This is a genomic window from Cellvibrio sp. ARAG 10.3 (assembly GCF_051846955.1).
Lineage (GTDB): Bacteria > Pseudomonadota > Gammaproteobacteria > Pseudomonadales > Cellvibrionaceae > Cellvibrio.
This window is the reverse complement of the sequence record NZ_JBPYCU010000016.1, coordinates 1-25,710: the sequence shown is the minus strand read 5'-3', so window position 1 is coordinate 25,710 and position 25,710 is coordinate 1. Positions and strand designations below refer to the sequence as shown.

The window sequence follows — 25,710 nt, the reverse complement described above, 5'->3', positions numbered from 1 at the left end:
TGGATGTCAGATTTCAGGCATTCCATCTCAAAAATTCTGCCACCGCCAATAAGTCAACGAGTAACGCTTGATTCTTCCGCGGCCTTATGCGGAACAGGTATCCGTTCAATCACATCGTCGTAAGGCACAAGGTCGAGAAAAGCAATAACCTCGGTGGCACGCCGATTTTTCATGCGAAAAATCCAAACGTAACTGTTGCGATAGGGTTTCCCATCGGCGGCGGTTGCCTCCCCATCCCAATGAACGACCACAGCGTCACCCTCTGCCCAAATATTGTTAACACGAGGTTTGATCGGTGTTGCCAAGCGCAGAACAAAAGGCGTAACCGCGCGATCCATAAAATCCTGCATACCGCGATAGGTTCCCGCTGCCGGACTGGTGCCTTTGATGGTCCAGACAATATCCGGTGCAAGTACATCGTTAAAGAAGGTTCGCCCGCCAGCAGCCCACTGAGCAAAAGCCTCAGCGATAAATTCCCGGTTAGTATCCGTTGGTGTTTTATCCACGTTGGCATAAACCGGAAGGGATAGCAAAAAGAGAAAAATAAATTTCAGCAGGATTTTATCAAGGCGTTTTCCAGACATTTTATATCTCCAGTAGCAGGCTTGGTCATTCGGTTATTGGCTTCGTGTAAATCGGCCAAGTGAGCGACATTCCGCGCAGGAGAAAGTTTGTTACAGAGATGACGTTGGGAGGTAATACAGAACTCCGATATTATTGCCTGATTATCCAATCTGGCAGCGCAGCGACAAACCGGTGTAGTGCTTCCCTGCGCATTTAAATTTATTTCACCGGCGTTAAGCGATAAATTTTTCCATAAGGGTGACTGATCACAAGATAGGGATAACCATCCGGTCCGCTTACCACGTCGCGAATTCTGCCGAGGTTTTGCAGTATGAGGGTATCGCTTACGAGCTTATTATTGTTGTCGAGTTTGACCATGCGCAGCTGTTGCTGTCCGAGACTGGCTACCAGCAACTGGTTGCGCCACAGTGGAAACTGGTTACCGGTATAAAACACAGCCTGGGATACACCGAGCGAAGGCGTCCACTGTTGCACCGGAGGCTCAGTGCCTTCGCGCCAGGGACTTTCGGAAATAAGGGTACCGTCATAGTTGGTGCCAAAACTTACCAGCGGCCAACCATAGTTGCGTCCCTTCCGAATCAGGTTGAGCTCGTCACCACCGCGTGGACCATGCTCAACAGCCCAGACATGTTTGCGATCCGGTGACAGGGTCATGCCCTGTGGATTGCGGTGACCGTAGCTCCAGATGGTGGCGAGCGCACCTTCGGTTTTTACAAAAGGATTGTCGTTGGGGACGCGGCCATCGTCGTGCAGGCGGTGAATCTTGCCGAGCGGGCTGCCGAGGTCTTGCGCTTTATCCTGGTCAACGCGCTCACCCACGCTGAAGAAGATGTAGCCATCTTTAAACACCAGCCGGGAACCGAAATGCGAATTCGATTCGGAATAAAATGCGTCAGGGGCCCGGTAAATGATCTCGTGGTCCTGCCATCTTTGCCCGGAGATTTTGCCCCTGGCCACGACGGTCATCGCTTTGCCATCGTTATTGCCGTGCGAGTAAGTCAGGTAGAGCCAGCCATTTTTCGGGTATTCCGGGTGGGGTTGAATTGCCATCAAACCACCCTGACCGCGGTTCCACACGTCAGGCAATCCTTCGATCAGCGCGCTTTGCCTGCCGTCGCGAAACCGCAGCAGGTAACCATTTTTTTGTGCTGCGACTATGTCGCCGTCAGGCAAGAAAGCCATGGACCAGATTTCGTTAGGAGCTTCGCCAACCACCTCAAGTTCGAAACGATAACCCGCACCACCGAGTACACCGGGCAAGGCGTCGGCAAAGGTTTTGGTAATGCCCAGGTTTTCACCGGGCTGACTACTAAGGGTGAATTTATCCAGATTAAAAATGCCGCCACCGGTCACCCCAAAAAAGCACAGGTTGTGACGCCCACCGGTCGGCTTCGTCAGTCCCACGCGTTGGCGTTGGAAAGTCTCCCAGTCACCGGTATCTGCAGTCTCAAATTCGCCGAGGTTTGTGCGTTTGCCAAGCCCGTTCGGCGGACTCACCAGGATAGCGACACGACCGGTCTCATAGGCCCCGGGACCGCGGGCATACACAAACTCGATACTGCGTACGCCGCTCATGTCGATGTTGTCGTAACACAGGATGCTGCTGTCATCGATGTGGCCGACGTAATCGAAACCCGCTTCCGTTTGACTCACGTTGAAGTTGGAGGAACGCAAGTGGTTGAGGGATTCGGCCTCAATCGTACGCCCCCGGGTTGTGTCAGCGCCGAAGGTGGATACGCTTGAGAAAGAGAGACTCAACGAAAGAAAAAATAAAAGAAATCGCATAGCATCTACCTGCTTGCCGTGGCTGAATTCAGGCTTGACTGTAACGCAGGTGTGGCTTTTAAAAGCGGGCTTTGGGAGGAACGACAGAATACCGGGACGAACGTCCGGCGTTACTCCACATCCACCCGTCCCGGCAACAATCCTGCTTATGTTATTTCAAGAAACATAAAGGCATGATCTGAGCCATTTTGATCTTTAATGGATTGTGCGGGGCAATCCTGATACTTCCGGACAGCAATGCGCTGTGGAACATTGGTGATGGCGTAATCAAGTATCCGCGTCGAGATGCGCGTGCCTCCGTCCGTAGCCACGATATTAGCCGGCGGAACGCCTTTTAATATCAAATTTTTTGGTTCCGTATTGATGTCTCCAAACAGAACAAATGGTGTGCCCAGATTGGTGTGAAGCGTGTTGAGGTGATTGTAAGCTGCGGCGACTATGGTGCCGTTATTGCCGGAAGGTGCGTGCCAAAAATAACAACGAACGGCACCTCCACGACCGGAGCCTGCAATATCCATGTATTTGGGCACGCGATCCAAATTAGCTATTGCGCCTGGCCAGAGTGCGTAATGATTAAGCGGTGTGCTGACTCTGTTGTGGTAATAGGCATAACAGAGAAGGTGAGGATTTATAAGACCGTCAAAGCGGGAACTTTGCGCATTTATATGACTCGATTCAACTTCGCAATAGAACAAATGGTCGCACGAATAAACCATATCCCGCGCATAGGTATATTTCCTTACTTTTTGCTGCGCGATTCTCAGTTTACCTTTGGCATATTTCAGTGCATTCAGCTCACTCTTTTCTGCACGGGATAAACCGCTGAACTTGTGTTTTTTCCAGTCATTTCTCAATTGTAATCGTGTCACCGCTCGCGTCGGCTTGGTGTTATGCCCCCGTTGAACAGCTCCCCTTTGGATTCGCTCCAGTGCGAAGGAAGCTTTTTCTTCGGCTTCTTCAGCTTTCAGGAGGGCATTGTTGCTCCAGTGCTCAACATTCCAAAATCCGATTTTGGTTGGCATCTTATGTCATCTCCTGTTGTGACTTTATCTATTAAACGGATATTTTTATGCCAGCTGATGGCCCATGTCATCGCTTCAGATGCTGGCTGGCTTTAGCGGATCATCTATTATTGAGTTTTTTAAATGCGCGGAGCATTACACGCAATTACGCCGATTGAGCAGTGGTTTCTCAACGAGTAGCAGTCAACGTTTTTATAAAGCCCATTCAGAGCTTTCTGCATTGGGAACAAGGGGTGTGTTTTGTCTGTAAGAGCGTATCCCTCACATGTTATGTAATAACCTTCTATGCAATCAAAATGTTATGGTATAACATTATTCAAATCGGCCGCCCAGAGCCTTTTATTCTTAAACATCTGTCAATCGCACACGTTTTAAACAAGAGGACTTGTCCATGCGTTTCCCTCCACACCCCCTCGCCTCAGCTCTCAAGGTCATCCTGAGCGGCGGTTTTCTTGCGGTTTCGGCTGCAGCGGTGGCCCAGCCGGGTGCGGGCCAACCTGATGTCAGCCGGGAAGATGCCATGCCGATCATCCACGTTACTGCCCTGGCGGTGGATGAGGATGCGAACAAAATCGTTGCGCCCTACAGCATCCTGGATGACAAGCATATTACCCAGCGCGGCAGTTCTACCCTGGGAGAATTGCTGAATGGTTTGCCGGGTGTGCATTCCGACACCTTTGGCGGTGGGGCGAGCCGGCCGGTGGTGCGGGGGCAAACCTCTCCGCGCGTAAAAGTACTGTCGGATGGTGCGAGCCTGTTGGATGCCTCGGATATTTCACCTGACCATGCGGTGACGGCTGATCCGCTGTTGGCCCAAAAGGTAGAGGTTTTACGCGGTCCCGCCACCTTGCTGTATGGCGGCGGCGCAATCGGCGGTGTAGTGAACCTATTGGATAACAAGATTCCTGAGGCTCTGCCCGAGCAACCCGTTGAGGGGTTTGTTGCCTTGCGCGGTAACAGCGTGGCCAACGAGCGCGCCGGCGCTGTGAGTGCAACAGCGCGTTTAGGTAATAGTTTCGCCATACACGTGGAAGGCTCGTCGCGGGATGCGGATGATTATGAAGTTCGCAACTGGGAAGAAGATCACGTACACGGCACCTTTTCGGAGAGCAACAACGCCAGCATCGGCGCCTCCTGGATCGGCGACAGCGGCTTTTTGGGGCTTGCCTATTCTTATCGCGATGATGAATACGGCTTGCCGGGTCATGCCCATGAATACGAAGGGTGTCACCCCCACGGTGCCAGCTTGCATTGCGGCAGCCACGATGAAGAAGAGGAAGATGATCACGATCATGAACATGAGCACGAACATGAAGAGGTGCCGGTCATTGATCTGAAAAGCAAACGTTTTGATCTGCGCGGTGAAATGCAGGACCCGTTTGCCGGTGTGCACAAAATCCGCATCCGTGCCAGCCACACGGATTACGAACATCATGAAATTGAAGAAGATGAAATCTCAACGACCTTCCGTAACGAAGGTTACGAAGGTCGTATTGAAGTTGATCACGCGCCGGTACTCGGTTGGCACGGTGTGGTGGGGGCACAATTCTCCAGCACTGAATTCAGCGCATTGGGTGAAGAGGCGTTTATTCCGGATACCGAATCTGAAACCCTGGGTATTTTTGCCGTTGAACATTACGAGTTGAATGACCAGTGGCATCTTGAGGTGGGTGCGCGTTACGAACAACAGGAACACACGCCGGTAAATGACCCGCGTAATCGCCCGGCCTTTGATGATTCTGCTACGTCCTTCTCGGCGGCGATTATTTGGGAATTTGTGCCGGAGACGACCCTGGCCTTGTCCTTTGCCAATGCGGAGCGTTTGCCGCAATCGCAGGAGCTGTATGCACGCGGTATCCACCTGGCAACCAACACATACGAGTGCGGTCTGGTGCCACATCCGCTGACGTGCGGTGGTGTCGAGAACAACGCGACGATTTCCAAAGAAGTGTCCAATAATATCGAATTGTCACTGCGTAAACACAGTGGCGATTTGACCTACAGTGTTAATGCCTTCCGCAACGATGTGGATGATTACATCTATGCCCGCACCCTGGACCAATATGAAGATTTCCGCCTGATTAAATATACCCAACAGGATGCCGAATTTACCGGTGTGGAAGGGGAGGTGACCTATCAGTTCGATGAGACCGTTGCAGCGACCTTGTTCGGTGACTACGTACGGGCCGAATTTGTGGATGGCGGTAACCTGCCGCGTATTCCGGCATCGCGCGTGGGTGGACGCCTGAATATGGAGGCAGATGGTATCGGTGCAGAGCTGGAGTACTACCACGTAAACACGCAACACGATATCGCCGACTATGAAGCTGAAACACCCGGCTACAACATGTTGAATGCAACGGTGAGCATCAGTTTATTCGGCGAAGAGCGCTATCTGGTGTTCGTGCGCGGTAGTAACCTGTTGAATGAGGAAGTCTGGAATCATTCATCCTTCCTTGCTGCCGTGGTACCCCAGCCGGGCCGCAGTTTAAGTGCAGGATTCAAATACACCTTTTGATTTGCTGCTCACCCTCAATTGCAGCACTTGACCGGGTTAACCATGTTGACCCGGTTTTTTTATGTGCGTATCGATAACCTTCGCGGCAAAGAAAGGGATGCTTCTGTCTGTCGATAAAATTTTTTGGCATAAGCTTATAAAAATTCTTGCAGGATTTTTTTGAGCTGGTACTCTCCCGGCTTCGTTTCCGAAAAAAGTGCTTCCCATGCAAACCCTAACCCTGACTATTAATTGCTTCTCCATGATGACCGGCTCGGTCCGTCATGCGGGTATGCATTCGTTGTCTGTCAGTTAGGTTTTCCTTTAATTCAGACCGCGAATCGAATGCGGTCTGAAGTGTTCTCGATATTTTCCCTCATACCCCATTCGATTCTCTGTTCATTTTCACAGGGATCAATGCCGTGTTTATTTTTAACAAATTGCAGGAGTATGTGCGTCGTTTACGACGCAGGCCCAAACCGAACGAATTACCCGCTGACAAGGCCGCACAACGCGATCTTGGTATGAGGGTAGTGCGTATCCGTCTGCCCTCAGGTTACGAAATCGTTATTGTTGAGCAGGACAAAGAGGAGTAGCCGATAGTATGGCTTTCATGTAAATGGGGGATGAATCAGTAAAGAAGCTGGCTTGCATCCATGCATTACGTCCATATAAATGTTGGTCCTGAACCAGAGGAAAAATGACGGCTACCCGATCAGGCAGCCGCGCTGATTTTATATCCGCCAGCTTAAGGTAAGACGCAGGTCGCGGCCTGGTTCCGACAAACCGACGATGCCTTCATAACCGGGAATGTGTTCGAAGCTGCCGTTGGTAGCGTGGTCGATATAGTATTTATCAAACAGGTTCTTGACCGTGAATGTCACATTGAAATCCGGTGTCACAAACCATTGCGCATAGATATCGTGCACGGCATAACCGTCTTTATCCACGGTGCCGGCCGACGTGCGAATATTTTCCAGGCTCTCCACCAGCCGACCATTCCAGCCCAATTCCAGGGTGTCGGTGACTTGATAAGCCAGGTCAGCCGTCCAGGTATTGCCGATGGTGTTGCCGAGTGCACCGTGGTCGTAAGCATTAAGCTTCAGGTCGCCCTCATCACTGACCAACTCGGATTCAAAATCGCTGTAGCTTAAGCCGACTTGCACTTGCGTCCAATCGTAGCTCACGCGCAAATCAAAACCTTCCGTTTCAATATCGCCGATATTGCGGAAGACCCAACGTGGTACACCATTGACCGGAATTCGCTGGTCGTTGATTGCATTGTCGATACGGGAGCGGTAAAAGGTACCGGAGAATCCAAACGCCTCACGGTAATATTCAAAACCGACTTCGGTATTTTCTGATTCTTCCGCTTCCAGCGCCGGGTCGTTCATGCGTGAATCCAGCAGGAAAGTCTCCATGGTCTGGCGGCCGCGCAGTGCTTCCGCATAGCTGGCGTTGACACTGAGTGACGGCGTGAGCTGATAACTGGCGCCCACATTCGGGCTGAAACCGTCGGCTTCAAATTCCTTGTCATTCGTGTCGGTCAGTTCGTAATCGTCGTAACGCACGCCGGCGCTTAACAATAACTTATCGGTGACTTGATAAAGATCCTGTACGAAAAAGCCGACTACAGTACCCTTTTCTTCTTCTGCATTGGTATTGGTTTCCGGGCCAGCATTGACAATGTCGTCGCGGTACTCGGCACCGTAAATTAATTCGTGAGCACTCAACTGCGTGGTGTTGCGCAGGTTAATGCCTTGGCTCTCTGAAATCCCGTTGTAAATTCCCCAGCGACCAATCACATTTTGTTGCAACTTTGCCCGGGTGTTGTAAAGCGTGGCCTCCAGGTTCAGGAAAGGATTATCGACCGGATTTAATTGATAGCCCAGATTGGTGGTGTTGCGTTCAATCTTGAGCGGGTAGCCGGGGTTCCAGTCGCTGATAACCCATTGCGGGCGCTGTGCACGAATGCCGTCGTCCACCCGCAGGTCATAACTGAGCCTGACCGTTTGGCTATCGGTGAGTTTTCCCACCAGTTTGGCATAGCCCATGTCCTGTTCAGATTCTGTGCCGCCCAGTTCAGTGCCGTTGCCATCGGTAATCGCATCATTGTCCGATTTTGCTACAGTGGCCATCCCGCTCCAATCGTCATTCAGCTGCCCGAACACATTCACACTGGCTTTGTAACCTTCGGTGTTATCAAAATAGCCACCTTTAACCAATGCACCGAACCGTTCGCCGGGGCGCAGTAAATCTTCCGGATCTTTTGTGGTAAACCGAATGGCACCGCCGAGTGCGCCCGGACCATCGGTAGCCACGCCGGCACCGGCATGGACTTCTACCTGTTTTAACAATTCGGGTTCAATACTCAAACGTCCGGCGTGGTGGAACAACACGCCCGCTTGCGTCGCGCCATCAATGGTGACATTCAACAGGGCATCTTCCAGGCCGCGAACGTAAACTTTTTCTGCGATAGCCACGGAGCCGCCCACAGCCACGGATGGTGTTTTACGAAATACATCTTCCAGGTCATTGGCCTGGATATGCTCGATGTCCTGTTGGCTGACCACGCGACGATTGCCGCTGACCCCAGCATTTAACGGCTCATAGCTGCTGGATATTTGTACCGTTGGCAATTGCGCTGCAGCTGCACCGGTGATGGCTTGCAAGGAATAACTGCCATCGGCCTGACGCACCAGGCTTAAACCGCTGCCGGCCAGTAACACACTAAAACCATCTTGCACACCGTACTCACCGCGTAATCCCTGTGTTTGTTTGTTGGCGGCAAGCGCCGGATCAAAAGACAGCAGCACGCCAGCTTCCATGGCAAAGGTCGATAGCGCATGCCCCAGAGGACCGGCGGGGATGTTGTAGCTTTTTTTAACCGATGCCGCAGGCTCAGCCACCTGAGCCAGAGTGGGCAGGGCGGTTGCAGCGGCCAATGCCAGTGTCGCGGCTTGCAAAGCCAGGGTTAAGGGATTGCGCGCAGCAATACCGGGCTGCGAAGGCGTAAGGCGATGAGTCATGATGATTCCTGCGATTGATGTCTGGAGGATAAAACAAGGTCTTCACCCTTTATGCCAATCGAGATTCAAAAAGTGACAACGCCAGGCCAGTTTTTTGTAGAAAGTGAATTTTTGTAAAAAGTGAATTTTTGTAAAAAGTGAAAGGGGTGGCTGGAACGAAGGATTTATCTGCACGCTGGCCAGTCTGATTGCAACTGGGTTAGCATCCCGACCCCGCGTGTTTATTGAAAGAGGTGTGAGTTGAAAGCCGAAGTATTTCGCCGTTTGGTTAATTTGTGGCCGCCCCTATTGTTTGCCGGTATCCGCGCAAAGGTGATCCGCGCCGATTATCGGTATATAGAGGTCATCATGAAGCTGCGTTGGTATAACCGCAACTACGTCGGTGTACATTTTGGTGGCAGCCTGTTTGCTATGACGGACCCCTGGTATATGTTGATGTTGATGAATAACCTGGGGCGCGATTATTACGTGTGGGACAAACGCGGAGCGATCGACTATATCGCGCCGGGGAGAGGTATGGTGACGGCTCATTTCCACATCGACGACGCGGTGTTGGACGAGATTCGGGCAAGGACCGCAAAGGGTGAAAAGTATTTGCCTGAGTTTCACGTCGAGATTCGCGATGAGCAACAACAAGTGGTCGCGCGTGTCCATCGCCAGTTGTATGTGCGCAAAAAACCGGCCGCGCGCACGGCTTGATTGGCGTCACAAAAAGGTTAATTTGTCGCAAGAAATTTCCTGTTATTGCGTTTGTCATCAAACTGGCAAGGGACAGTCATAAAGCGAGGGTAGATTCAGCGTGGTTCTGAATCTAATAAAGGAGAAACCCTCATGTTCCGGAAATCCCATACCTTGAGTAAATTGACTGTCTTCGTCTCTGCCGCGTGTCTATCGGTACTGGCCTGTGCCGGTAAACATCACGATGATGATAAACATCATCATCGTCCCGATCACTCATACAAACATCAGCAACCGGTAGAGGTTGGTCCGCGTCCTTTTTATCTGGTGGAGGATATGGATGCGAGCCCGCTGAAACGAAAGTTGCAATCCTGCGCAAAAGGGCCCTTTCGTAAAACCGATTTTTCCATCGGTCATCGCGGTGCACCCTTGCAATTTCCCGAGCACACAAAAGAATCTTATGAAGCAGCCGCGCGTATGGGTGCGGGCATCATGGAGTGCGATGTCACCTTTACCCAAGACAAGGAACTGGTTTGCCGCCATTCTCAATGCGACCTGCACACCACGACCAACATCCTCGCAATTCCGGCGCTGGCTGCTAAATGTTCACAACCCTTCACACCCGCTGATCTCGCCAGTGGTACGCCCGCATCAGCGCGCTGTTGCACCAGCGATATTACTCTGGCCGAGTTTAAAACCCTGCAAGGAAAGATGGACGGTTTCAATCCCCGCGCCACGACTGTCGAGGAATATATGAAGGGTACGGCAGCCTGGCGCACGGATTTGTACGCTGACAAAGGCACTCTGCTGACTCACGCGGAAAGTATCCGGTTATTTAAAAAACTCGGCGTAAAATTTACCCCGGAATTAAAGTCAGCCAGCGTGCCCATGCCATTTGAAGGCATATACACCCAAGCCGATTATGCCCAGCAATTGATTGACGAATACAAAGCGGCCGGTGTGCATCCGCGCGATGTGTGGCCGCAGTCATTTGATATTCAGGATGTGCGTTACTGGATTCAAAACGAACCGCGGTTTGGCAAACAGGCGGTTTATCTTGATGATATCAATACGACGGATGAAGCACCCTCTCAGGCAGACCTTGAGTCCCTGGCTGCCGAAGGTATTAACATCGTTGCGCCGCCGTTATGGGCGTTGTTAACCCTGGATGAAGACAATCGTATTGTGGCGTCTGCTTACGCTGAGTATGCCAAGGCAGCGGGACTGGATATCATCGCCTGGTCCTTCGAGCGCGATGGTCCGTTAAAAAATGGCGGTGGCTGGTATCACCAAAGCATTCGCCCGGCGATCAATAATGATGGTGATATGATGGACGTGTTGCATGTGTTGGCAAAGGACGTGGGTATCATTGGGATGTTTTCCGATTGGCCAGCCACGGTCACCTATTATGCAAGTTGTATGAAGCTGAAATAATCGTAAACAAGCGGGACCGGGCGGTCCTGCTGGCTTAAGTGCGACGTTTTATCGTGATCCAATAATCGGTAAAACGTTGCACGTCCACCGGCAAGGTGGTGGCGAGGGAATCCAGGACGCGATCCGTATCCCCGATGGGGAACGCACCGGAAACTCGCAGTCCTTCCACACTTTTATCGGCGATTAAATAACCTCGCCGGTAACGTCCAAGGTCCGCAATAAAATCCGGCAGAGCCATATCGTCTATCACTAAAATACCATTCAACCAGCCAGGCTGAGTGCGATTCAGCGGAAAAGGTGTTTCGACAAGTTGCTGACTGAAGCGCGTGGATTGTCCTGCTTTTAAATAGTGAATATCTTGACTCGTCGCGGTACGGATTCCCAAGGCACCATCAAATAATTCAACTCGCGTCAGGTGGTCGTCGCACCTCAACGTAAAGCGTGTGCCGAGCGCGGTCACATCACCGTGCGCCGTGGCGGCAATAAATGGACGTGGGTGTGTATCTGTTGTGGTATTGATAAACACTTCGCCCCGGTGCAACACAATCCGCCGTTCCGTCGGAGAAAAGCGCAAATCAACCACCGAGTCAGTATTCAATGTCAGCTGTGAACCATCTTGTAATGTCACCGCGCATTGTTCGCCGACAGCCGTGACATAATCTGCTGACCAGGATTGCCAAGGCGCCGTGCGATAACTTATCCAGCCCAATCCGCCCAGCGCAACAGCGGTAGCTATGTGTTGCAACAGTTTGCGTCGCCCGGGTGAAGCGGGGCGTTCCAGGGTTGCCAGCCCGATTTCCGCAGACATACCCGGCGATGAGAATTTGCGGGTCACTTTTTCTACTTGCTGCCACGCATATTCATGGGCGGGATTTTGTTGACGCCAGGCATGCCAGGCTGCGCGTTCTTCATCGGTGGCGTCACCGGAGGTGAGCTGCACAAACCACAACGCAGCGGCCTTGAGCGCCTCCGTTTGCAGTGAATCGTCAGTCATGGTGGCGCAGTACACAATGCTGGATCGCTTTCGCGATATATTGCCGTACTGAGCTCACGGATACGCCAAGCCGTTCAGCTATCTCGGCATGGCGTAATCCCTCCAGTTGCAGCAAGAGAAAAGCATGACGCACATTGGGCGCCAAACCATCAAGCATAATGTCGATATCAATCAGGGTTTCCAACACCAGGGCACGGGTTTCGGGGGAGGGGTATTCATCCTCCGGCAAATGCGCAATCGCTTCCAGATAGGCGCGCTCCAAATCCTTGCGGCGTAAACTGTTGACCATTAAGCCGTGGGCGATGGTTGTCAGATACGCACGGGGTTCGCGGATAAAGCTCCATTCATCCTTCAGCAGTACTTTAACGAACGTATCGTGAACCAGGTCCGCTGCATCCCAGGTATTGCCCAGCTTGCTGCGTAACCAGCCGTGTAACCAGCCCTGATGGTCGTTATACAGTGCGTGAACGGCATGACTCTGACCCAGATTTGCCATGATGTGACCATGTTCCTGTGAGTGGCAGATAAGGTAGGTGCTGCAAATAAAAATGCAGATGATAATTGTTCGCAATTATCCACACGCTAGCTGTAATGTCAACGCGCGCGACAACGGCGTTTTGCCTTGAGTGGCATTCAGCGAAGGGTTAATTTTCGTTAGCAGGAGTAAAAAGCCGTAAGTGAACCAAAATTACTTTGACAACGTTGTCTCAACTACCAAAGAATGTCGGCTTCGTCAGTCACATAAAAGGATAAAGATAATGAGCGTATCAAGGTTTACCGCTGTTTTAGGTCTGGCCTCCTGCTTAGGTTTAGGTGCCTGTGCCATTGCGCCGGATCAGGCGACCCAACAGGTTTTCTTCGATGATTTCAGCTATACCACGCTGCAGGATTTCACAGCCAATGGCTGGTCAGTCAGAACCGAAACCGGCCACCCGGGTATTGCCGGGGCGACTTGGTCAGGGGAGGGAATTTCCTTCCACACGGATATTGACGGGACAGCGCAGGGCGCTATCCGCATGGCATCCGTCACCGACGGCACGGGCGACAATACTCGCCATACCCAGTTCTGCCACGCGCGCAAATACCGGGAAGGGACCTATGCGGCGCGGGTATTTTTCCGCGACGAACCCGAATATGGCCCCGACGGTGACGAGGTCATCCAGACCTTTTATGCCATCAGCCCATTGAAAGCGCCGATGGATAAAGACTACAGCGAGACCGATTTCGAATACCTGCCGAATGGTGGCTGGGGTGCGGACGCAAAACCGGCCATGTGGACCACAACCTGGGAGACCTTCCAATTGGAACCCTGGACCAAGGTTAATGAATTTACGCGGCAGGAAGGCAGCTACGCCGGTTGGCGGACCCTGGTATTTACAGTCGCTGATAACCGGGTGCGCTATTACGTGGATGGCAAGTTGTTTGCCGAACACAGCGAGAAGGTCTATCCGGAAGATTTTATGTCGATCAATTTTAACCTATGGTTTATGCCCAAAGGCGCGGACGATTCGGTGGGGCCGGTAGATTCACCGGAACGACGTGAATACCACGAAGATATCGATTGGGTGTTCCATAAAGCCGGTGTTGCCATGTCTCCGCAACAAGTGGAGCGGGCTGTGGCCGAGTTGCGCAAACATCAGGTGAAATATATGGATCAGGTTGCAGAACAGCAACCGCCCTTGCCATCGCCTTGCGGCCTGTAAATTAATCGGTGTGGATAACCGGAACGTCCATGCCGCGTTGCACGGCAGGGCGTTCGCCCACCGTGGTGAGCCAGCGCTGCACGGCCGGCATGGTCGCTACCAGATCCCCGAGAAACTCGCTGAGAAAAGTATCTGCATTTAAAGCCCAGGGATAAGCAGCCATATCAGCAATCGAATAATCATCGCCGGCGAGAAATGCATGGGTTTCCAATTGGCGTTCCATCACGTTGAGCAGGCGTTCACCTTCTTCCACATAGCGCTGAATGGCGCCGGGCAATTTTTCTTTGGCAAAGATGCCGAAATGGCCCAACTGTCCGAACATCGGGCCAAGCCCGCCGACCTGCCAGTAAAGCCACTCAAGGGTTTTATAGCGCGCAGGGCCACTTGGTGGAAGGAACCGACCGTATTTTTCGGCGAGGTAGGTGAGAATCGCGCCGCTCTCAAACAAGGCCACAGCTGGGCTCTCACCATCCACCATCGCCGGAATTTTGTTGTTAGGTGAAATGGCGGTAAAGGCCGGGTCAAACTGCTCGCGTTTGCTGAGATTGATAACCTTCACGTTATAAGGAACGCCCAGCTCTTCCAGCATGATCGAAATTTTCCGACCGTTGGGGGTGGTGTAGGTGTACAGCGTAATCATGGCATCTATGTCCTGCAGAATAGGGCTCCGGTATCTGGTATTCCAGTTTGAGCCGTCGATAACCATAGAAGCATTTTATGAACGGTTTCTGTGCGATATCACGCTCAGGAAATAGTGTTAATGGCTATTTAAGGAATTTGTCGTTACAGACATTTTTTTGTTGCGGCAGGGTTCACATTGACAGCGGTGATGGGGAAAACTACAGTGCGCAGATGTAACCGTTCTCACAAAAATAATTTGTCATTTGTGTGTCCGTTTTCATGAAACCGTACAAAATTTGACAAAAATTTAGCGCTTCCTTGTCATATTCCAGCTTTTTGAGTAGCCATGAGGCGCAGCTTTCGTTACTATTTCGCTAATTCTGATTTCAACACAGGTTCGCTCCCGAGAGTCAGCGAGCATGTTCAGGCGGGTGGCACCGACTTCCCCGCTGTTGTACCGGTCTCTCACCGTCGATGTCTGGTTGATGCATCGACGTCTCCCTCTGCCCTCCACATTGTGGAGGGCTTTTTTTTGCCTCCCATTGTCACAGTCCCTGGCTAGGTTATTTTCGGCATAGCTGGCATAATCGACGCCCCCGAATTTGCTGGCAATTTCGCGAGTAGTTCACGCCCGTCTCGCCGGCCTCTTGGCAGCGCCTCCGCGTTATGTAACTGAACGTTATGTAACACGTGCAACTTGTTTCAGGTTGTGTGGCAGATGTTGTTTATCTCGGGTGCGCTAACCTTCATTGTTTGAATCAGAGGATCAACATGCAACCACAGGTAAAACCCCGCAATCCTAATTTCTCCTCCGGCCCTTGCAGCAAACGTCCGGGTTATGACCTGACCAAACTGGATGTATCCACGCTTGGCCGTTCCCATCGCTCAACGATCGGCAAAGCTGCCTTGCAACGCGCTTGCGAAGACACCGCTGCCATCCTTGATTTGCCGGCTGGCTACCGCGTTGGTGTCGTGCCCGGTTCTGATACCGGTGCGGTAGAAATGGCGATGTGGTCAATGCTCGGTGCGCGCGGTGTGGATATTCTGCAATGGGAATCCTTCGGTAAAGGTTGGCTGAGCGATGCCACCAAAGAATTGAAGCTGGTGGTTAATGCGCACGAAGCGGATTACGGCCTGCTGCCCGATTTATCCAAAGTCAATTTTGAAAATGATGTGATCTTCACCTGGAATGGCACCACCTCTGGTGTGAAAGTCCCCAACGGCGACTGGATTCCTGATAATCGCGCGGGCCTGACCATTTGCGACGCAACCTCTGCGGTTTTCGCAATGGAGATGCCTTGGGAAAAACTGGACGTGATTACTTTCAGCTGGCAGAAAGTACTGGGCGGCGAAGGCGCGCACGGCATGTTGATCCTCAGCCCGCGCGCGGTCGAGCGACTGGAAACCTACAAGCCTTCCTGGCCCATGCCGAAGCTGTTTCGCATGACCAGTGGCGGCAAGTTGAGCGAAGGTATCTTCAAAGGTGACACCATCAATACACCTTCCATGTTGGCGGTAGCGGACTATCTCGATGCGCTGGACTGGGTAAAAGCCATCGGTGGCGTTAAAGAAACCATCGCGCGTTCAAACGCCAACCTCGCGGTGCTGGAAAAATTTGTGGCGAAAAACGCCTGGATCAATTTCCTGCCGCAAACCCCGGAAACCCGCTCCAATACCAGCGTCTGTCTGACCCTGGATGCAACGCCGGATCAAGTGAAGGCTATGGTGAAACTGCTGGATAAAGCAGGTGTTGCCTACGATATCGGCGCCTATCGCGATGCCCCGGCGGGCCTGCGTATCTGGTGTGGTGCAACCGTTGAACAGGCAGATCTCGAAGCGTTAATGCCCTGGTTGAGCTGGGCTTATCAGGAAGCTAAAAACGCCGCCTAAATTGCATGCGCCGGTTGTCGTATACGCCGGCGCCTATCTTTTGCCCGAAGAATGAGAAGGAAAGGTCATGTACAAGATCAAAACCTACAACCAGATTTCTGTGAAAGGACTCAATCGTTTCTCCCGTGAAAAATATGAAGTGGCCAGTGATATCGGTCACCCGGATGCTTACATCCTGCGCAGCCACAAGTTGCACGGCGAAGCCCTGCCGGAAAGCGTAAAAGCCGTCGCCCGTGCCGGTGCCGGTGTCAACAACGTCCCCGTAGGGGATTACACCAAGTTGGGTGTCGTGGTATTCAATTCGCCGGGTGCCAATGCCAATGCGGTAAAAGAACTGGTGCTGGCCGGTATGTTGTTAGCCTCACGTGGCATCTTGTCGGGAATGGAGTATGTGCAAGGTTTGACGCACATGACCGACGCCGAGGAAATGTCCAAATTACTGGAAAAAGAAAAAGCCAATTTCGCCGGCAGTGAGTTGCAAGGCAAGACGCTCGGCGTAGTGGGTTTGGGAGCCATTGGGTCCATGATTGCCGAGACTGCTTTGGCGTTAGGTATGAATGTTGTCGGCTTTGACCCGGCCTTGTCGGTTGAAGCGGCATGGCGTTTACCGAGCCAGGTGGGGCGGATGGAAAACCTGCAGTCGCTGCTGGCGCGCTCGGACTACATCACCCTGCACGTGCCCGCCATCGAAGCGACCAAACAGATGATCAACAGCGAGTCACTTAAAGCAGTAAAAACCGGTGCGGTGCTGCTGAATTTTGCGCGTGAAGCGATTGTTGACGCCCACGCGGTGATCGCAAGTCTGGATGAAGGGAAATTGCGCAAGTATGTGTGTGATTTTCCCGAGCCTTGCCTGCTGCAACGTCAGGATGTTTACGCCATGCCACACATCGGCGCGAGTACCGAAGAAGCTGAAGAAAATTGCGCCATCATGGCTGCAGACCAGCTGATGGATTACCTGGAAAACGGCAACATCAAAAACTCGGTTAACTTCCCCAGTGTGTATATGGATCGCAACCCGGGCACCGGCGCGCGCATTACCTTCTCTAACGACAATGTGTCCGGTGTGCTTGGCCATGTGTTGTCATTGCTGGCAGATAAAAAAGTCAACGTCGTGGACATGGTCAACAAAAGCCGCGGTGAGATGGCTTATAACATCATCGATGTTGAGCAAGCGCCCAGCGACGATGTGATTGCCGCTATCCGCGCTGTAGATCATGTGATTGCCGTGCGTGTCATCTAGGTCGCGATGTACAAACTGGTATTTTTCGTCCCTGAATCGCATCTGGAGATTGTAAAGTCCGCTGTGTTTGCGGCGGGCGCCGGGCGGATCGGACATTACGATTGTTGCGCCTGGCAAACGCGGGGAGAGGGGCAGTTTCGCCCCTTGGCTGGTAGTGATCCGTTTATCGGTAAAACCGGTGAGTTGGCAGTGGTGGCTGAATATCGCGTGGAGATGGTGTGTGCCGACGAGCATATAACCGGAGCCCTCCACGCGTTGCGTTCGGCCCATCCCTACGAAGAACCCGCCTATGATATTTGGCACTTGGCCGAGATTTCGGCTTAGTGGTATGGTTGGAATTCTCGTGTCTGGTGCCGGAACGAACTCATGAGACCTTTGTGGCAGTATTTGCAAAATTATCTCCAACCTAATCATTCCCTGACCCAGCAAGTGGGTCTTTATCCTGCCCAAGCCTCGGTGATGGTGTTATTTACCGATGCAGAAAATCCCGAAATGATCTTTACCCTGCGCGCCCAACATTTAACGAACCATCCGGGGGAAGTAGCGTTTCCCGGCGGCATGTGGGAAACCGGAGACAACACCTTGCTTGATACCGCGTTGCGGGAGAGTCATGAAGAAATTGGCTTATCGCCCGCTGCGGTGAAATTATTAGGCGCCTGTAAACCCCGTGCCACTCGCGCCGGTGTGCGTGTAACACCGTTTGTCGGTGTGATCGATCCTGCCATTGAACTCGTACCCTGCCCGGACGAGTTGGATGCGGTGTTTCGTGTACCCTTATCTGCTTTTCGTGCGGGTATTCAAACGCGCACCGATATCTTCTCTCATGCCGGTAAATCCTGGCGCGTGCCGGCATATCAACATGAGGGTTACGAAATCTGGGGTTTTACCGCCGCGTTAACCCAGGAAATTATCACCGCTGTATTCAATGCAACCGATGAAGTTCTGCCAATCGAATAACATTGTCTTTCCCAGTCAAGGAGTTTGCATCATGAAAAAAATTGTTACCGGTTTAATCATCTTTTGTTTCAGCCTATGGGCACATGCCGAGGTACAGACCAAAGTTATCGAATACAAGGTCAATGGCGAAAGCTTTACCGGCTACCTTGCCTATGACGACAGTGTGCAGGGCAAGCGGCCAGGTATCCTGGTTGTGCATGAATGGTGGGGGCATAACGATTACGTCCGTAAGCGCGCCGAGATGCTGGCGGAGCAGGGCTACACCGCCTTCGCGCTGGATATGTTCGGCACCGGCAAATTGACCGATCATCCTGATGAGGCCGGTAAATTTGTTCAGATGGTGATGAGCAATGTCGAAGTGGCTGAGAAACGCTTCGAGGCGGCCTACAACTTGCTGCGCAATCAGCCCACGGTAGACCCGGAAAAAATCGCGGCCGTGGGTTACTGTTTTGGTGGCGGAACCTCGTTGCACATGGCGCGCCAGGGTATGGATCTGGATGCGGTGGTGAGTTTCCATGGCGCCCTGGCGACCAAAACCCCGGCGCAAGATGGCGAGGTTAAAGCCGATTTACTGATTTTGACCGGTGGAGCCGACCCCATGGTGCCTGCCGAACAGGTAGAGGCTTTCCGTAAAGAGATGACTGATGCCAATGTGGCTTTCCGCATTTATACCTATCCCGGTGCCCAGCATGGCTTTACCAACCCGGACGTCACCGAATTGGGCAAACGCTACAATTTACCTCTGGCCTATGACGCAGCAGCAGATAAAGACTCCTGGGAAAAAATGCGCGAATTCCTCAAAGAGGTTTTCGCCAAGGAATAACACTCGCGTTCCAGCGGAAGCCTGTCGGTTTTCCGCTGGAGACTGTTTGACTTCATGGCGCCATCTGCCAATATTGACGGGGCAACACCGACCACACGACAGATTTTATAGGGCGGCCGATAAGAGTCATGATCGGTAGATCAACAGTTCTCCCACAGCCTGATGCTGGCGGGTTTCACAATAAGGCAATTAAGGATGAGTAATTTTCAAGCGCCTCTGCGCGATATCGATTTTGTCCTGTTCGAATTATTCGATTACGAATCTCACTGCCAGGTTTTACCCGGCGGTGGCGATCTCAATCGTGATCTGGCGACGGCGATCCTTAACGAGAATGCCCGGTTTTGCCAGGAGGTGTTGGCACCGCTCAACCCCGTTGGAGACAGCCAGGGGTGTCGCTGGCACGACGGGCAGGTCCAGACGCCGGATGGCTTTAAAGAAGCCTATCAACAGTATTGCCAGGCCGGCTGGCCGTCGATGACCCGCAACCAGGCTTACGGTGGCCAGGGACTACCCTTATCACTGGGTGTGGTGCTCAATGAGATGGTGGCCTCGGCCAATGCGGCCTGGGCGATGTATCCCGGTTTATCCCAGGGCGCCATGCATACCATTGAAGTTCACGGCACCCAATACCAGCAGCAAACCTATCTGCCGCGCCTGACATCCGGTGACTGGACCGGCACCATGTGTTTAACCGAAGCCCACTGTGGCAGTGACCTCGGATTATTACGCACCCGTGCGGAACCGCAGGCGGATGGTAGCTATCGCATCACCGGCACCAAGATTTTTATTTCGGCTGGCGACCACGACATGGCAGAAAACATTATCCATATCGTGTTAGCCCGCCTACCTGATGCGCCAGCCGGCACCAAAGGTATATCGCTGTTTATCGTACCCAAATTCCAGGTGAACGCCGACGGTAGCCTGGGTGCTCCCAATCATGTGAACTGTGGTTCGATTGAGCACAAGATGGGCATTCACGGTAATGCTACCTGCGTGCTGAATTTTGATGGTGCGACGGCGACCTTGCTGGGTGAACCCAACAAAGGCTTGAATGGCATGTTCACCTTTATGAACCTCGCGCGGCTCGGCACAGGCTCCCAGGGCTTGGCCTTGGCTGAAGCTGCCTGGCAAAAATCCCTGGCTTACGCGCGCGCGCGCCTGCAGATGCGGTCGCTGACGGGCCCAAAAAATCCCCAGGGTATTGCTGATCCCATCATCGTTCATCCGGATGTGCGCCGGATGCTGCTCACCCAGAAAGCCCTCACAGAAGGCGCGCGGATGCTCGCCTACTTTGCGGCAATGCAAATTGATATCAGCCAGCATGGCGCAGACCCGGCGGCTCGCGATGATGCCGAGGAAATGCTCAGTATCCTGACGCCGATAGCCAAAGCATTTATGACCGAAACCGGCTTTGAATCGACCAACCACGCCCTGCAATGTTTTGGTGGCCACGGTTATATTCGTGAGTGGGGTCTGGAACAGATCGTGCGTGATTCGCGTATTGCCAGCCTGTACGAGGGCACTACCGGTATCCAGGCGCTGGATCTGTTGGGGCGCAAGGTGCTGATGACCCAGGGGCAGGCGCTACAGGGTTTTGTCCGAATGATTGATGATTTTTGCCTGTCACAAGCTGATAACGACGCGCTGGCACATTTATGCAAACCACTGGTCGAATTGAAAAGTGAATGGCTGGGGTTGACGCAAAGCATTGGCGCTCGCGCCATGCAAAACCCTGACGAAGTCGGTGCAGCCTCAGTGGACTACATCATGTATTCGGGCTACCTGACACTGGCTTATCTGTGGGGACGCGCGGCGGCCTGTGCGCACCAGGCATTAACTGAAAAGCCTGAGGAGCAAGCGTTTTATCAAGCCAAGTTGCATACCGCCCGTTTTTATTACGAGCGGATATTACCGCGCACGCGCGCGTTGGTGCAGTCCATAAAATCCGGTGCCGACAACCTGATGGCCTTACCGGAAAGCGATTTTATCTTTTAATTTTTTGCCTCTTATCATTCAAGGATTATCACAGGAGTCAGTGAAGCATGTCGTTAAACTATAACCAGATCATTACCGATATTTTGGAATCGTCCTGTCGAGAGTATGCCGATAGTCCGGCATTTACCTGCATGAAGCAAACGCTGTCCTATCGCGACCTGGATCATTACTCAGCACGCTTCGCTGCCTATCTGCAACAATTTACGTCCCTGCAGCCCGGTGATCGTATTGCCATTCAATTGCCCAATATCCTGCAATACCCGGTGGCCGTGTTCGGTGCGATTCGCGCAGGCATGGTGGTAGTCAATACCAACCCGTTGTACACCGCTCATGAATTAAAGCACCAGTTAAATGATTCGGGGGCGAAAATCCTGGTGGTACTTGCCAATATTGCCAAGAATGCCGCCGCGATTATTCAGGAAACAAAAGTAGAGCAAGTGATCGTGACCGAGCTTGCGGATTTGCATTCGCCGGTTAAGCGCGTGTTACTGAATTTTGCAGTGAAACACATTAAGAAAATGGTTCCGCCATTTTCATTCCCGTTGCAGGTGAGTTACCGGGATGCATTGAATAAACCACAAAAACCCTTTCAGCCGGTAAAACGTGATCCCGAGGACGTGGCCGTCTTGCAATACACCGGAGGCACCACCGGTGTTGCCAAAGGCGCGATGCTGACTCACCGCAACCTCGTCGCGAATATGGTGCAGGTTAACGAGCACATGCATAAGGTATTCAGAAAAAATCAGGAGCTCTACATTACCCCTTTGCCGCTGTATCACATCTACGCCTTTACTATTCACTGTATGTCAGCCTTGTCGTTGGGCAACCATAACGTACTGATTCCCAACCCCCGCGATATCAAAGCGTTTGTTAAAACACTGCAAGGCCTGCCGTTTACCTGTTTTGTCGGTTTGAATACCCTGTTTAACGCGCTGATGCGCAATCCGGATTTTGTGAAACTGGATTTCAGTCATCTGCGTTTAACGTCGTCCGGTGGTATGGCCTTGACCGCAGAGACATCCCGGCACTGGACCGAAGTGACCGGCAGCACCATCAATGAAGGTTATGGATTGACGGAAACCTCACCGGTCGTCGCCATCAATCCGCCGGGTGGCATTCAGCAGGGGACGGTGGGTTTACCCATGCCGGATACGGAATGCAAAGTTATCGATGAAGATGGCAACACGCTACCCACTGGCGAACCCGGCGAACTCTGTATTCGCGGTCCACAAGTCATGAAAGGTTATTGGCAGCGACCAGACGCAACCGCAGAAGTATTGGATGCGGATGGCTGGTTCAAGAGTGGTGATATCGCCATCATCCAGGCCGACGGCTACATCAAGATTGTTGATCGCAAAAAAGATATGATCAACGTGTCGGGCTTCAAGGTTTTCCCCAATGAAGTGGAGGACGTGCTGGCTGGTCATCCGGATATTGTGGAAGCCGCTGTTATCGGTGTACCGGATAACGATGGGAGTGAAACTGTGAAGGCGTTTGTGGTCACCAACAATCCGTCGTTAACCATTGCAGACGTGCGGGATTATGCCAAGACCAAGCTGACACCCTACAAGGTGCCGCACCTGGTGGAATTTCGTAACGAATTGCCGAAGACCAATGTCGGCAAAGTGTTGCGTCGTGAATTGAAAGACCAGGAATCCAAAGCGGCTCAATAATAACAACGCGTTTTTTAACAAAGGTAAACCGCTATGTTCGGTATCTTCAACGAAACCATCATCATCCTGGTGGCACTTGCTATTGTCATTGTCGTCAAGGGTGTCAAAAGCGTGCCTCAAGGACAAAACTGGACTGTTGAACGTTTCGGAAAATTCACCCGTATGCTTGATCCCGGCCTGCATATCATTGTGCCCTTCGTCGATGCGATTGGGCGCAAGGTCACCGTGATGGAGCAGGTGCTCGACATTGAACCCCAGGAAGTCATCAGTGCGGACAATGCGATGGTCACCACCGATGCAGTGTGTTTTTATCAGGTTCTGGATGCAGCCAAAGCGTCTTATGAAGTAAATAACCTGAGTCATGCGATGCAAAATCTGGTGATGACTAATATCCGTGCAGTACTCGGTTCTATGGAGCTGGATGCGATGCTCTCCAATCGCGATGCCATCAACACCAGCTTATTGCTGAAAGTTGATGAGGCGACCAGTCCCTGGGGCATTAAAGTCACGCGCATTGAAATTAAAGACATCACGCCACCGCGCGATCTGGTCGATGCGATGGCCAACCAGATGAAAGCCGAGCGTGAAAAACGTGCGCAAATCTTGCGTGCCGAAGGCGAACGCGAGGCGGCCATTAAAGTAGCCGAAGGTGAGAAGCGCGCCCAGATTCTTAAGGCGGAAGGCTTGCGTGAGTCAGCGTTCCTTGAAGCAGAAGCGCGTGAGCGGGAAGCGGAAGCCGAAGCCAGGGCAACCGAAATGGTGAGCGAAGCTATTGCCAAAGGAAATTCGCAGGCGATCAATTATTTTGTTGCACAAAAATATGTGGACGCCTTGGGACGACTGGCTGCATCCGAGAATGGCAAGGTTATCCTGATGCCGCTGGAAGCATCAAGTATCATCGGCTCTATCGGCGGCATCAGCGAGCTCATTAATTCAGCCAAACAAAAACAATAATATCGGCAGGTACGGCTATGGAATTTCTTGCATCACTTGAACCCTGGCATTGGCTTTCATTGGGGATGCTGATTTTAATCCTCGAAGTGCTTGGTGCTGGTGGTTTCCTCTTGGGAATCGGCGTGTCTGCGCTGATTGTTGCTGCCGTGCTAGCGGTATTTCCTGGCCTTGTGTGGTACTGGCAATTCATCTTGTTTGCGGTATTGTCGATCGCTATCACCCTGGTGTACTGGAAAAAGTTCCGCCGGTTCAACAACAAGACCGAACAGCCTTTATTAAACTCGCGCACAGCCCGGTTGATTGGTCGCAGTGTTTCGTTGCTGACGCCGATTCAAAATGGTACAGGTAAGGTGCAGATCGAGGATGCGCTCTGGACGGTTACCTGCAATGATGACCTGCCGCAAGGCAGCATCGTTGATATTGTTGGCGCAGACGGAATGACCCTGCTTGTCAAATTGCATGACAAGTCCTTTGTGAATAATCCGGAATAACCCCGGGTGCGTGATTGGTTGCAGTGATGAAACGAGCATTGATTCTTTCCGGTGGTGGCGCTCGCGCTGCATATCAAGTGGGTGTGTTACAAGCCTTGGCGGATATCTTGCCGGAGGATGCACCTTACCCCTTTCCCATAATTTGCGGCACCTCTGCCGGGGCGATCAATGCGGTAGCCCTGGCGAGTCATCCGGGCACGTTTAAAGAATCTGTCGCCGGCCTGGCGGGTATGTGGCGCGACCTTACGCTGGATCAAATTTATCTACATGGCTGGAGCGACATCTTCAAAGGCATCGGTTTGATTGGATTGTCGTTGTTTAATGAAGGTGTCGGCCGCCAACGCCCGCTATCGATGCTGGACAACTCACCACTCTGGCAATTACTTGGCAGCAAGATCCGGTTGGAAAATCTGGATCACGAAATCGAGAAGGGCAAGTTGTTTGCCGTCAGCATCTCCGCTATGGGATATTCTTCCGGGCAAACCGTGAGCTTTTTTCAGGGACATCCTGACCTGGTCGGCTGGAATCGCTATCGTCGCGCTGGCATGCCTACCCGATTGCGCCTGGAGCATTTACTGGCCTCATCCGCTATCCCCACCATTTTTCCTGCTGTGCGTATCAATCGTGAATACTTCGGCGACGGCGCCTTACGTCAATTGGCTCCGATCAGCCCGGCGTTACATCTCGGCGCAGAATCGCTTTTCGTTATCGGCGTGAGCGGCAACCGCAAATCAGTCCACTGGGGTAAACGCAAACCGGTCCGGCACTCACCGTCGATGGCACAAATCGTCGGGCATTTATTTAACAGCGCATTTATCGATGCGATGGAAGGTGACCTGGAGCATCTGGAGCGTTTGAATCAATTGCTGAGCCTGATTCCCGAAAGTGAACGCCAGGCGAGCGGAATGGAATTGCGGATTGTAAAAAACAAAGTCATTTCCCCCTCGCGCCCGCTGGATGCTATTGCCGGTCGCAGCGTCCGCTATCTGCCGAACAGCTTGCGTTTCTTTCTGCGCACCATCGGTGCCACGGCAAAGGGCGGCGGTGCAACGGCGGCAAGTTATTTATTGTTTGTAAAAGAATTTATTACGGAGCTGATGGAGTTGGGTTATCAGGACACGATGTGGGAAGCGGAGAGTATTAAGACGTTTTTTGATGTGGATAAATAAAAATTGCTGGGAATTAAGTTAGCTGATTTTTAGTTTGTTGTAGAGGGATTTCTTGTTGTAGAGGAACTTCGTAGCACGTTTGTCATTAGCCCTTTTGTTTCGAAAACGCATGAATACATCCCTGTAGCTCCTTCAAGTCGTCCCTGACTTGAAGGTTTCGAAACAAA

Annotated in this window: 22 protein-coding genes; 15 read left to right on the top strand and 7 right to left on the bottom strand. The window is 52.2% G+C overall.

Translation table 11 applies throughout. The features are described from left to right. Positions 1–53: 53 nt before the first annotated feature. The 3 genes from ACSV5M_RS17175 to ACSV5M_RS17165 form a co-directional block, all read right to left on the bottom strand. Complete coding sequence (locus ACSV5M_RS17175) at positions 54–584, bottom strand: nuclear transport factor 2 family protein (protein ID WP_439177644.1); 531 nt, start codon at positions 582–584, stop codon at positions 54–56. A gap of 199 nt (positions 585–783) precedes the next feature. Further along, a complete protein-coding gene (locus ACSV5M_RS17170; RefSeq protein WP_439177642.1) occupies positions 784–2,370 on the bottom strand; it encodes a PQQ-dependent sugar dehydrogenase in 1,587 nt (528 codons plus the stop codon). Positions 2,371–2,516: 146 nt separating this feature from the next. Continuing rightward, on the bottom strand, positions 2,517–3,392 hold the full coding sequence (locus ACSV5M_RS17165; protein WP_439177641.1) for a hypothetical protein: 876 nt from the start codon (positions 3,390–3,392) through the stop codon (positions 2,517–2,519). A gap of 391 nt (positions 3,393–3,783) precedes the next feature. On the opposite strand from ACSV5M_RS17165, the gene ACSV5M_RS17160 reads away from it, so the two are divergent. Together ACSV5M_RS17160 and ACSV5M_RS17155 are read left to right on the top strand one after the other, a co-directional pair. Next, entirely contained in the window at positions 3,784–5,910 is a 2,127-nt protein-coding gene (locus tag ACSV5M_RS17160; RefSeq protein ID WP_439177640.1) for a TonB-dependent receptor domain-containing protein, read from the top strand. A 401-nt stretch (positions 5,911–6,311) separates the two neighbouring features. Then, positions 6,312–6,485 carry a hypothetical protein gene (locus tag ACSV5M_RS17155; RefSeq protein WP_439177639.1) on the top strand — a complete coding sequence of 58 codons (174 nt, stop codon included), beginning with the start codon at positions 6,312–6,314 and terminating at the stop codon, positions 6,483–6,485. Positions 6,486–6,623: 138 nt separating this feature from the next. Here ACSV5M_RS17155 and ACSV5M_RS17150 read toward each other — a convergent pair whose 3' ends face one another. Continuing rightward, positions 6,624–8,918, bottom strand: coding sequence for a TonB-dependent receptor domain-containing protein (locus ACSV5M_RS17150; RefSeq protein ID WP_439177637.1), 2,295 nt, complete (start codon positions 8,916–8,918; stop codon positions 6,624–6,626). Between the two features lie 240 nt (positions 8,919–9,158). On the opposite strand from ACSV5M_RS17150, the gene ACSV5M_RS17145 reads away from it, so the two are divergent. Both ACSV5M_RS17145 and ACSV5M_RS17140 read left to right on the top strand, forming a co-directional pair. Continuing rightward, positions 9,159–9,617, top strand: a complete 459-nt coding sequence (locus tag ACSV5M_RS17145; RefSeq protein WP_439177636.1) for a DUF4442 domain-containing protein — start codon at positions 9,159–9,161, stop codon at positions 9,615–9,617. Positions 9,618–9,749: 132 nt separating this feature from the next. Then, a complete protein-coding gene (locus tag ACSV5M_RS17140) occupies positions 9,750–11,030 on the top strand; it encodes a glycerophosphodiester phosphodiesterase family protein (protein ID WP_439177635.1) in 1,281 nt (426 codons plus the stop codon). 34 nt (positions 11,031–11,064) lie between these two features. On the opposite strand, the gene ACSV5M_RS17135 is transcribed toward ACSV5M_RS17140, so the two are convergent. After that, a complete protein-coding gene (locus ACSV5M_RS17135; RefSeq protein WP_439177634.1) occupies positions 11,065–12,024 on the bottom strand; it encodes a FecR domain-containing protein in 960 nt (319 codons plus the stop codon). Beyond that, complete coding sequence (locus ACSV5M_RS17130; RefSeq protein ID WP_439177633.1) at positions 12,017–12,520, bottom strand: sigma-70 family RNA polymerase sigma factor; 504 nt, start codon at positions 12,518–12,520, stop codon at positions 12,017–12,019. Before ACSV5M_RS17130 ends, ACSV5M_RS17135 begins: the two co-directional genes overlap by 8 nt. A gap of 262 nt (positions 12,521–12,782) precedes the next feature. On the opposite strand from ACSV5M_RS17130, the gene ACSV5M_RS17125 reads away from it, so the two are divergent. After that, positions 12,783–13,727 (top strand): glycoside hydrolase family 16 protein, encoded by a 945-nt coding sequence (locus ACSV5M_RS17125; protein ID WP_439177631.1) that lies wholly within the window; start codon positions 12,783–12,785, stop codon positions 13,725–13,727. Position 13,728: 1 nt separating this feature from the next. Here ACSV5M_RS17125 and ACSV5M_RS17120 read toward each other — a convergent pair whose 3' ends face one another. Beyond that, complete coding sequence (locus tag ACSV5M_RS17120) at positions 13,729–14,367, bottom strand: glutathione S-transferase N-terminal domain-containing protein (protein WP_439177629.1); 639 nt, start codon at positions 14,365–14,367, stop codon at positions 13,729–13,731. 752 nt (positions 14,368–15,119) lie between these two features. Between ACSV5M_RS17120 and ACSV5M_RS17115 the strand changes: the two genes are divergently transcribed. The 10 genes from ACSV5M_RS17115 to ACSV5M_RS17070 all read left to right on the top strand — a co-directional run bounded on the left by ACSV5M_RS17115 (position 15,120) and on the right by ACSV5M_RS17070 (position 25,543). Beyond that, complete coding sequence (locus ACSV5M_RS17115) at positions 15,120–16,238, top strand: phosphoserine transaminase (RefSeq protein WP_439177627.1); 1,119 nt, start codon at positions 15,120–15,122, stop codon at positions 16,236–16,238. 67 nt (positions 16,239–16,305) lie between these two features. Continuing rightward, on the top strand, positions 16,306–17,481 hold the full coding sequence (locus tag ACSV5M_RS17110; RefSeq protein WP_439177626.1) for a phosphoglycerate dehydrogenase: 1,176 nt from the start codon (positions 16,306–16,308) through the stop codon (positions 17,479–17,481). Positions 17,482–17,487: 6 nt separating this feature from the next. Beyond that, positions 17,488–17,805 carry an NGG1p interacting factor NIF3 gene (locus ACSV5M_RS17105; protein WP_439177625.1) on the top strand — a complete coding sequence of 106 codons (318 nt, stop codon included), beginning with the start codon at positions 17,488–17,490 and terminating at the stop codon, positions 17,803–17,805. 42 nt (positions 17,806–17,847) lie between these two features. After that, a complete protein-coding gene (locus tag ACSV5M_RS17100; protein WP_439177624.1) occupies positions 17,848–18,438 on the top strand; it encodes an NUDIX hydrolase in 591 nt (196 codons plus the stop codon). Between the two features lie 31 nt (positions 18,439–18,469). Beyond that, complete coding sequence (locus ACSV5M_RS17095; protein ID WP_439177622.1) at positions 18,470–19,261, top strand: dienelactone hydrolase family protein; 792 nt, start codon at positions 18,470–18,472, stop codon at positions 19,259–19,261. Between the two features lie 195 nt (positions 19,262–19,456). Next, a complete protein-coding gene (locus ACSV5M_RS17090; RefSeq protein ID WP_439177620.1) occupies positions 19,457–21,256 on the top strand; it encodes an acyl-CoA dehydrogenase C-terminal domain-containing protein in 1,800 nt (599 codons plus the stop codon). A 47-nt stretch (positions 21,257–21,303) separates the two neighbouring features. Beyond that, entirely contained in the window at positions 21,304–22,929 is a 1,626-nt protein-coding gene (locus ACSV5M_RS17085) for an AMP-binding protein (protein WP_439177619.1), read from the top strand. A 33-nt stretch (positions 22,930–22,962) separates the two neighbouring features. Next, entirely contained in the window at positions 22,963–23,883 is a 921-nt protein-coding gene (locus ACSV5M_RS17080; protein ID WP_439177617.1) for an SPFH domain-containing protein, read from the top strand. A gap of 17 nt (positions 23,884–23,900) precedes the next feature. Further along, the gene (locus ACSV5M_RS17075) at positions 23,901–24,374 is read left to right on the top strand and encodes an NfeD family protein (RefSeq protein ID WP_439177615.1); all 474 of its coding nucleotides are present in this window, start codon (positions 23,901–23,903) and stop codon (positions 24,372–24,374) included. 26 nt (positions 24,375–24,400) lie between these two features. Beyond that, entirely contained in the window at positions 24,401–25,543 is a 1,143-nt protein-coding gene (locus tag ACSV5M_RS17070) for a patatin-like phospholipase family protein (RefSeq protein ID WP_439177614.1), read from the top strand. Positions 25,544–25,710 lie beyond the last annotated feature (167 nt).

Bases quoted from the DNA above. Each gene is read 5' to 3' on its own strand.
- ACSV5M_RS17170 (WP_439177642.1), bottom strand. From the start codon at position 2,370: ATGCGATTTCTTTTATTTTTTCTTTCGTTGAGTCTCTCTTTCTCAAGC.
- ACSV5M_RS17080 (WP_439177617.1), top strand. From the start codon at position 22,963: ATGTTCGGTATCTTCAACGAAACCATCATCATCCTGGTGGCACTTGCT.
- ACSV5M_RS17120 (WP_439177629.1), bottom strand. From the start codon at position 14,367: ATGATTACGCTGTACACCTACACCACCCCCAACGGTCGGAAAATTTCG.
- ACSV5M_RS17135 (WP_439177634.1), bottom strand. From the start codon at position 12,024: ATGACTGACGATTCACTGCAAACGGAGGCGCTCAAGGCCGCTGCGTTG.
- ACSV5M_RS17100 (WP_439177624.1), top strand. From the start codon at position 17,848: ATGAGACCTTTGTGGCAGTATTTGCAAAATTATCTCCAACCTAATCAT.
- ACSV5M_RS17090 (WP_439177620.1), top strand. From the start codon at position 19,457: ATGAGTAATTTTCAAGCGCCTCTGCGCGATATCGATTTTGTCCTGTTC.
- ACSV5M_RS17110 (WP_439177626.1), top strand. From the start codon at position 16,306: ATGTACAAGATCAAAACCTACAACCAGATTTCTGTGAAAGGACTCAAT.
- ACSV5M_RS17105 (WP_439177625.1), top strand. From the start codon at position 17,488: ATGTACAAACTGGTATTTTTCGTCCCTGAATCGCATCTGGAGATTGTA.
- ACSV5M_RS17125 (WP_439177631.1), top strand. From the start codon at position 12,783: ATGAGCGTATCAAGGTTTACCGCTGTTTTAGGTCTGGCCTCCTGCTTA.
- ACSV5M_RS17175 (WP_439177644.1), bottom strand. From the start codon at position 584: ATGTCTGGAAAACGCCTTGATAAAATCCTGCTGAAATTTATTTTTCTC.
- ACSV5M_RS17150 (WP_439177637.1), bottom strand. From the start codon at position 8,918: ATGACTCATCGCCTTACGCCTTCGCAGCCCGGTATTGCTGCGCGCAAT.
- ACSV5M_RS17130 (WP_439177633.1), bottom strand. From the start codon at position 12,520: ATGGCAAATCTGGGTCAGAGTCATGCCGTTCACGCACTGTATAACGAC.
- ACSV5M_RS17095 (WP_439177622.1), top strand. From the start codon at position 18,470: ATGAAAAAAATTGTTACCGGTTTAATCATCTTTTGTTTCAGCCTATGG.
- ACSV5M_RS17160 (WP_439177640.1), top strand. From the start codon at position 3,784: ATGCGTTTCCCTCCACACCCCCTCGCCTCAGCTCTCAAGGTCATCCTG.
- ACSV5M_RS17115 (WP_439177627.1), top strand. From the start codon at position 15,120: ATGCAACCACAGGTAAAACCCCGCAATCCTAATTTCTCCTCCGGCCCT.
- ACSV5M_RS17085 (WP_439177619.1), top strand. From the start codon at position 21,304: ATGTCGTTAAACTATAACCAGATCATTACCGATATTTTGGAATCGTCC.
- ACSV5M_RS17070 (WP_439177614.1), top strand. From the start codon at position 24,401: ATGAAACGAGCATTGATTCTTTCCGGTGGTGGCGCTCGCGCTGCATAT.
- ACSV5M_RS17075 (WP_439177615.1), top strand. From the start codon at position 23,901: ATGGAATTTCTTGCATCACTTGAACCCTGGCATTGGCTTTCATTGGGG.
- ACSV5M_RS17165 (WP_439177641.1), bottom strand. From the start codon at position 3,392: ATGCCAACCAAAATCGGATTTTGGAATGTTGAGCACTGGAGCAACAAT.
- ACSV5M_RS17140 (WP_439177635.1), top strand. From the start codon at position 9,750: ATGTTCCGGAAATCCCATACCTTGAGTAAATTGACTGTCTTCGTCTCT.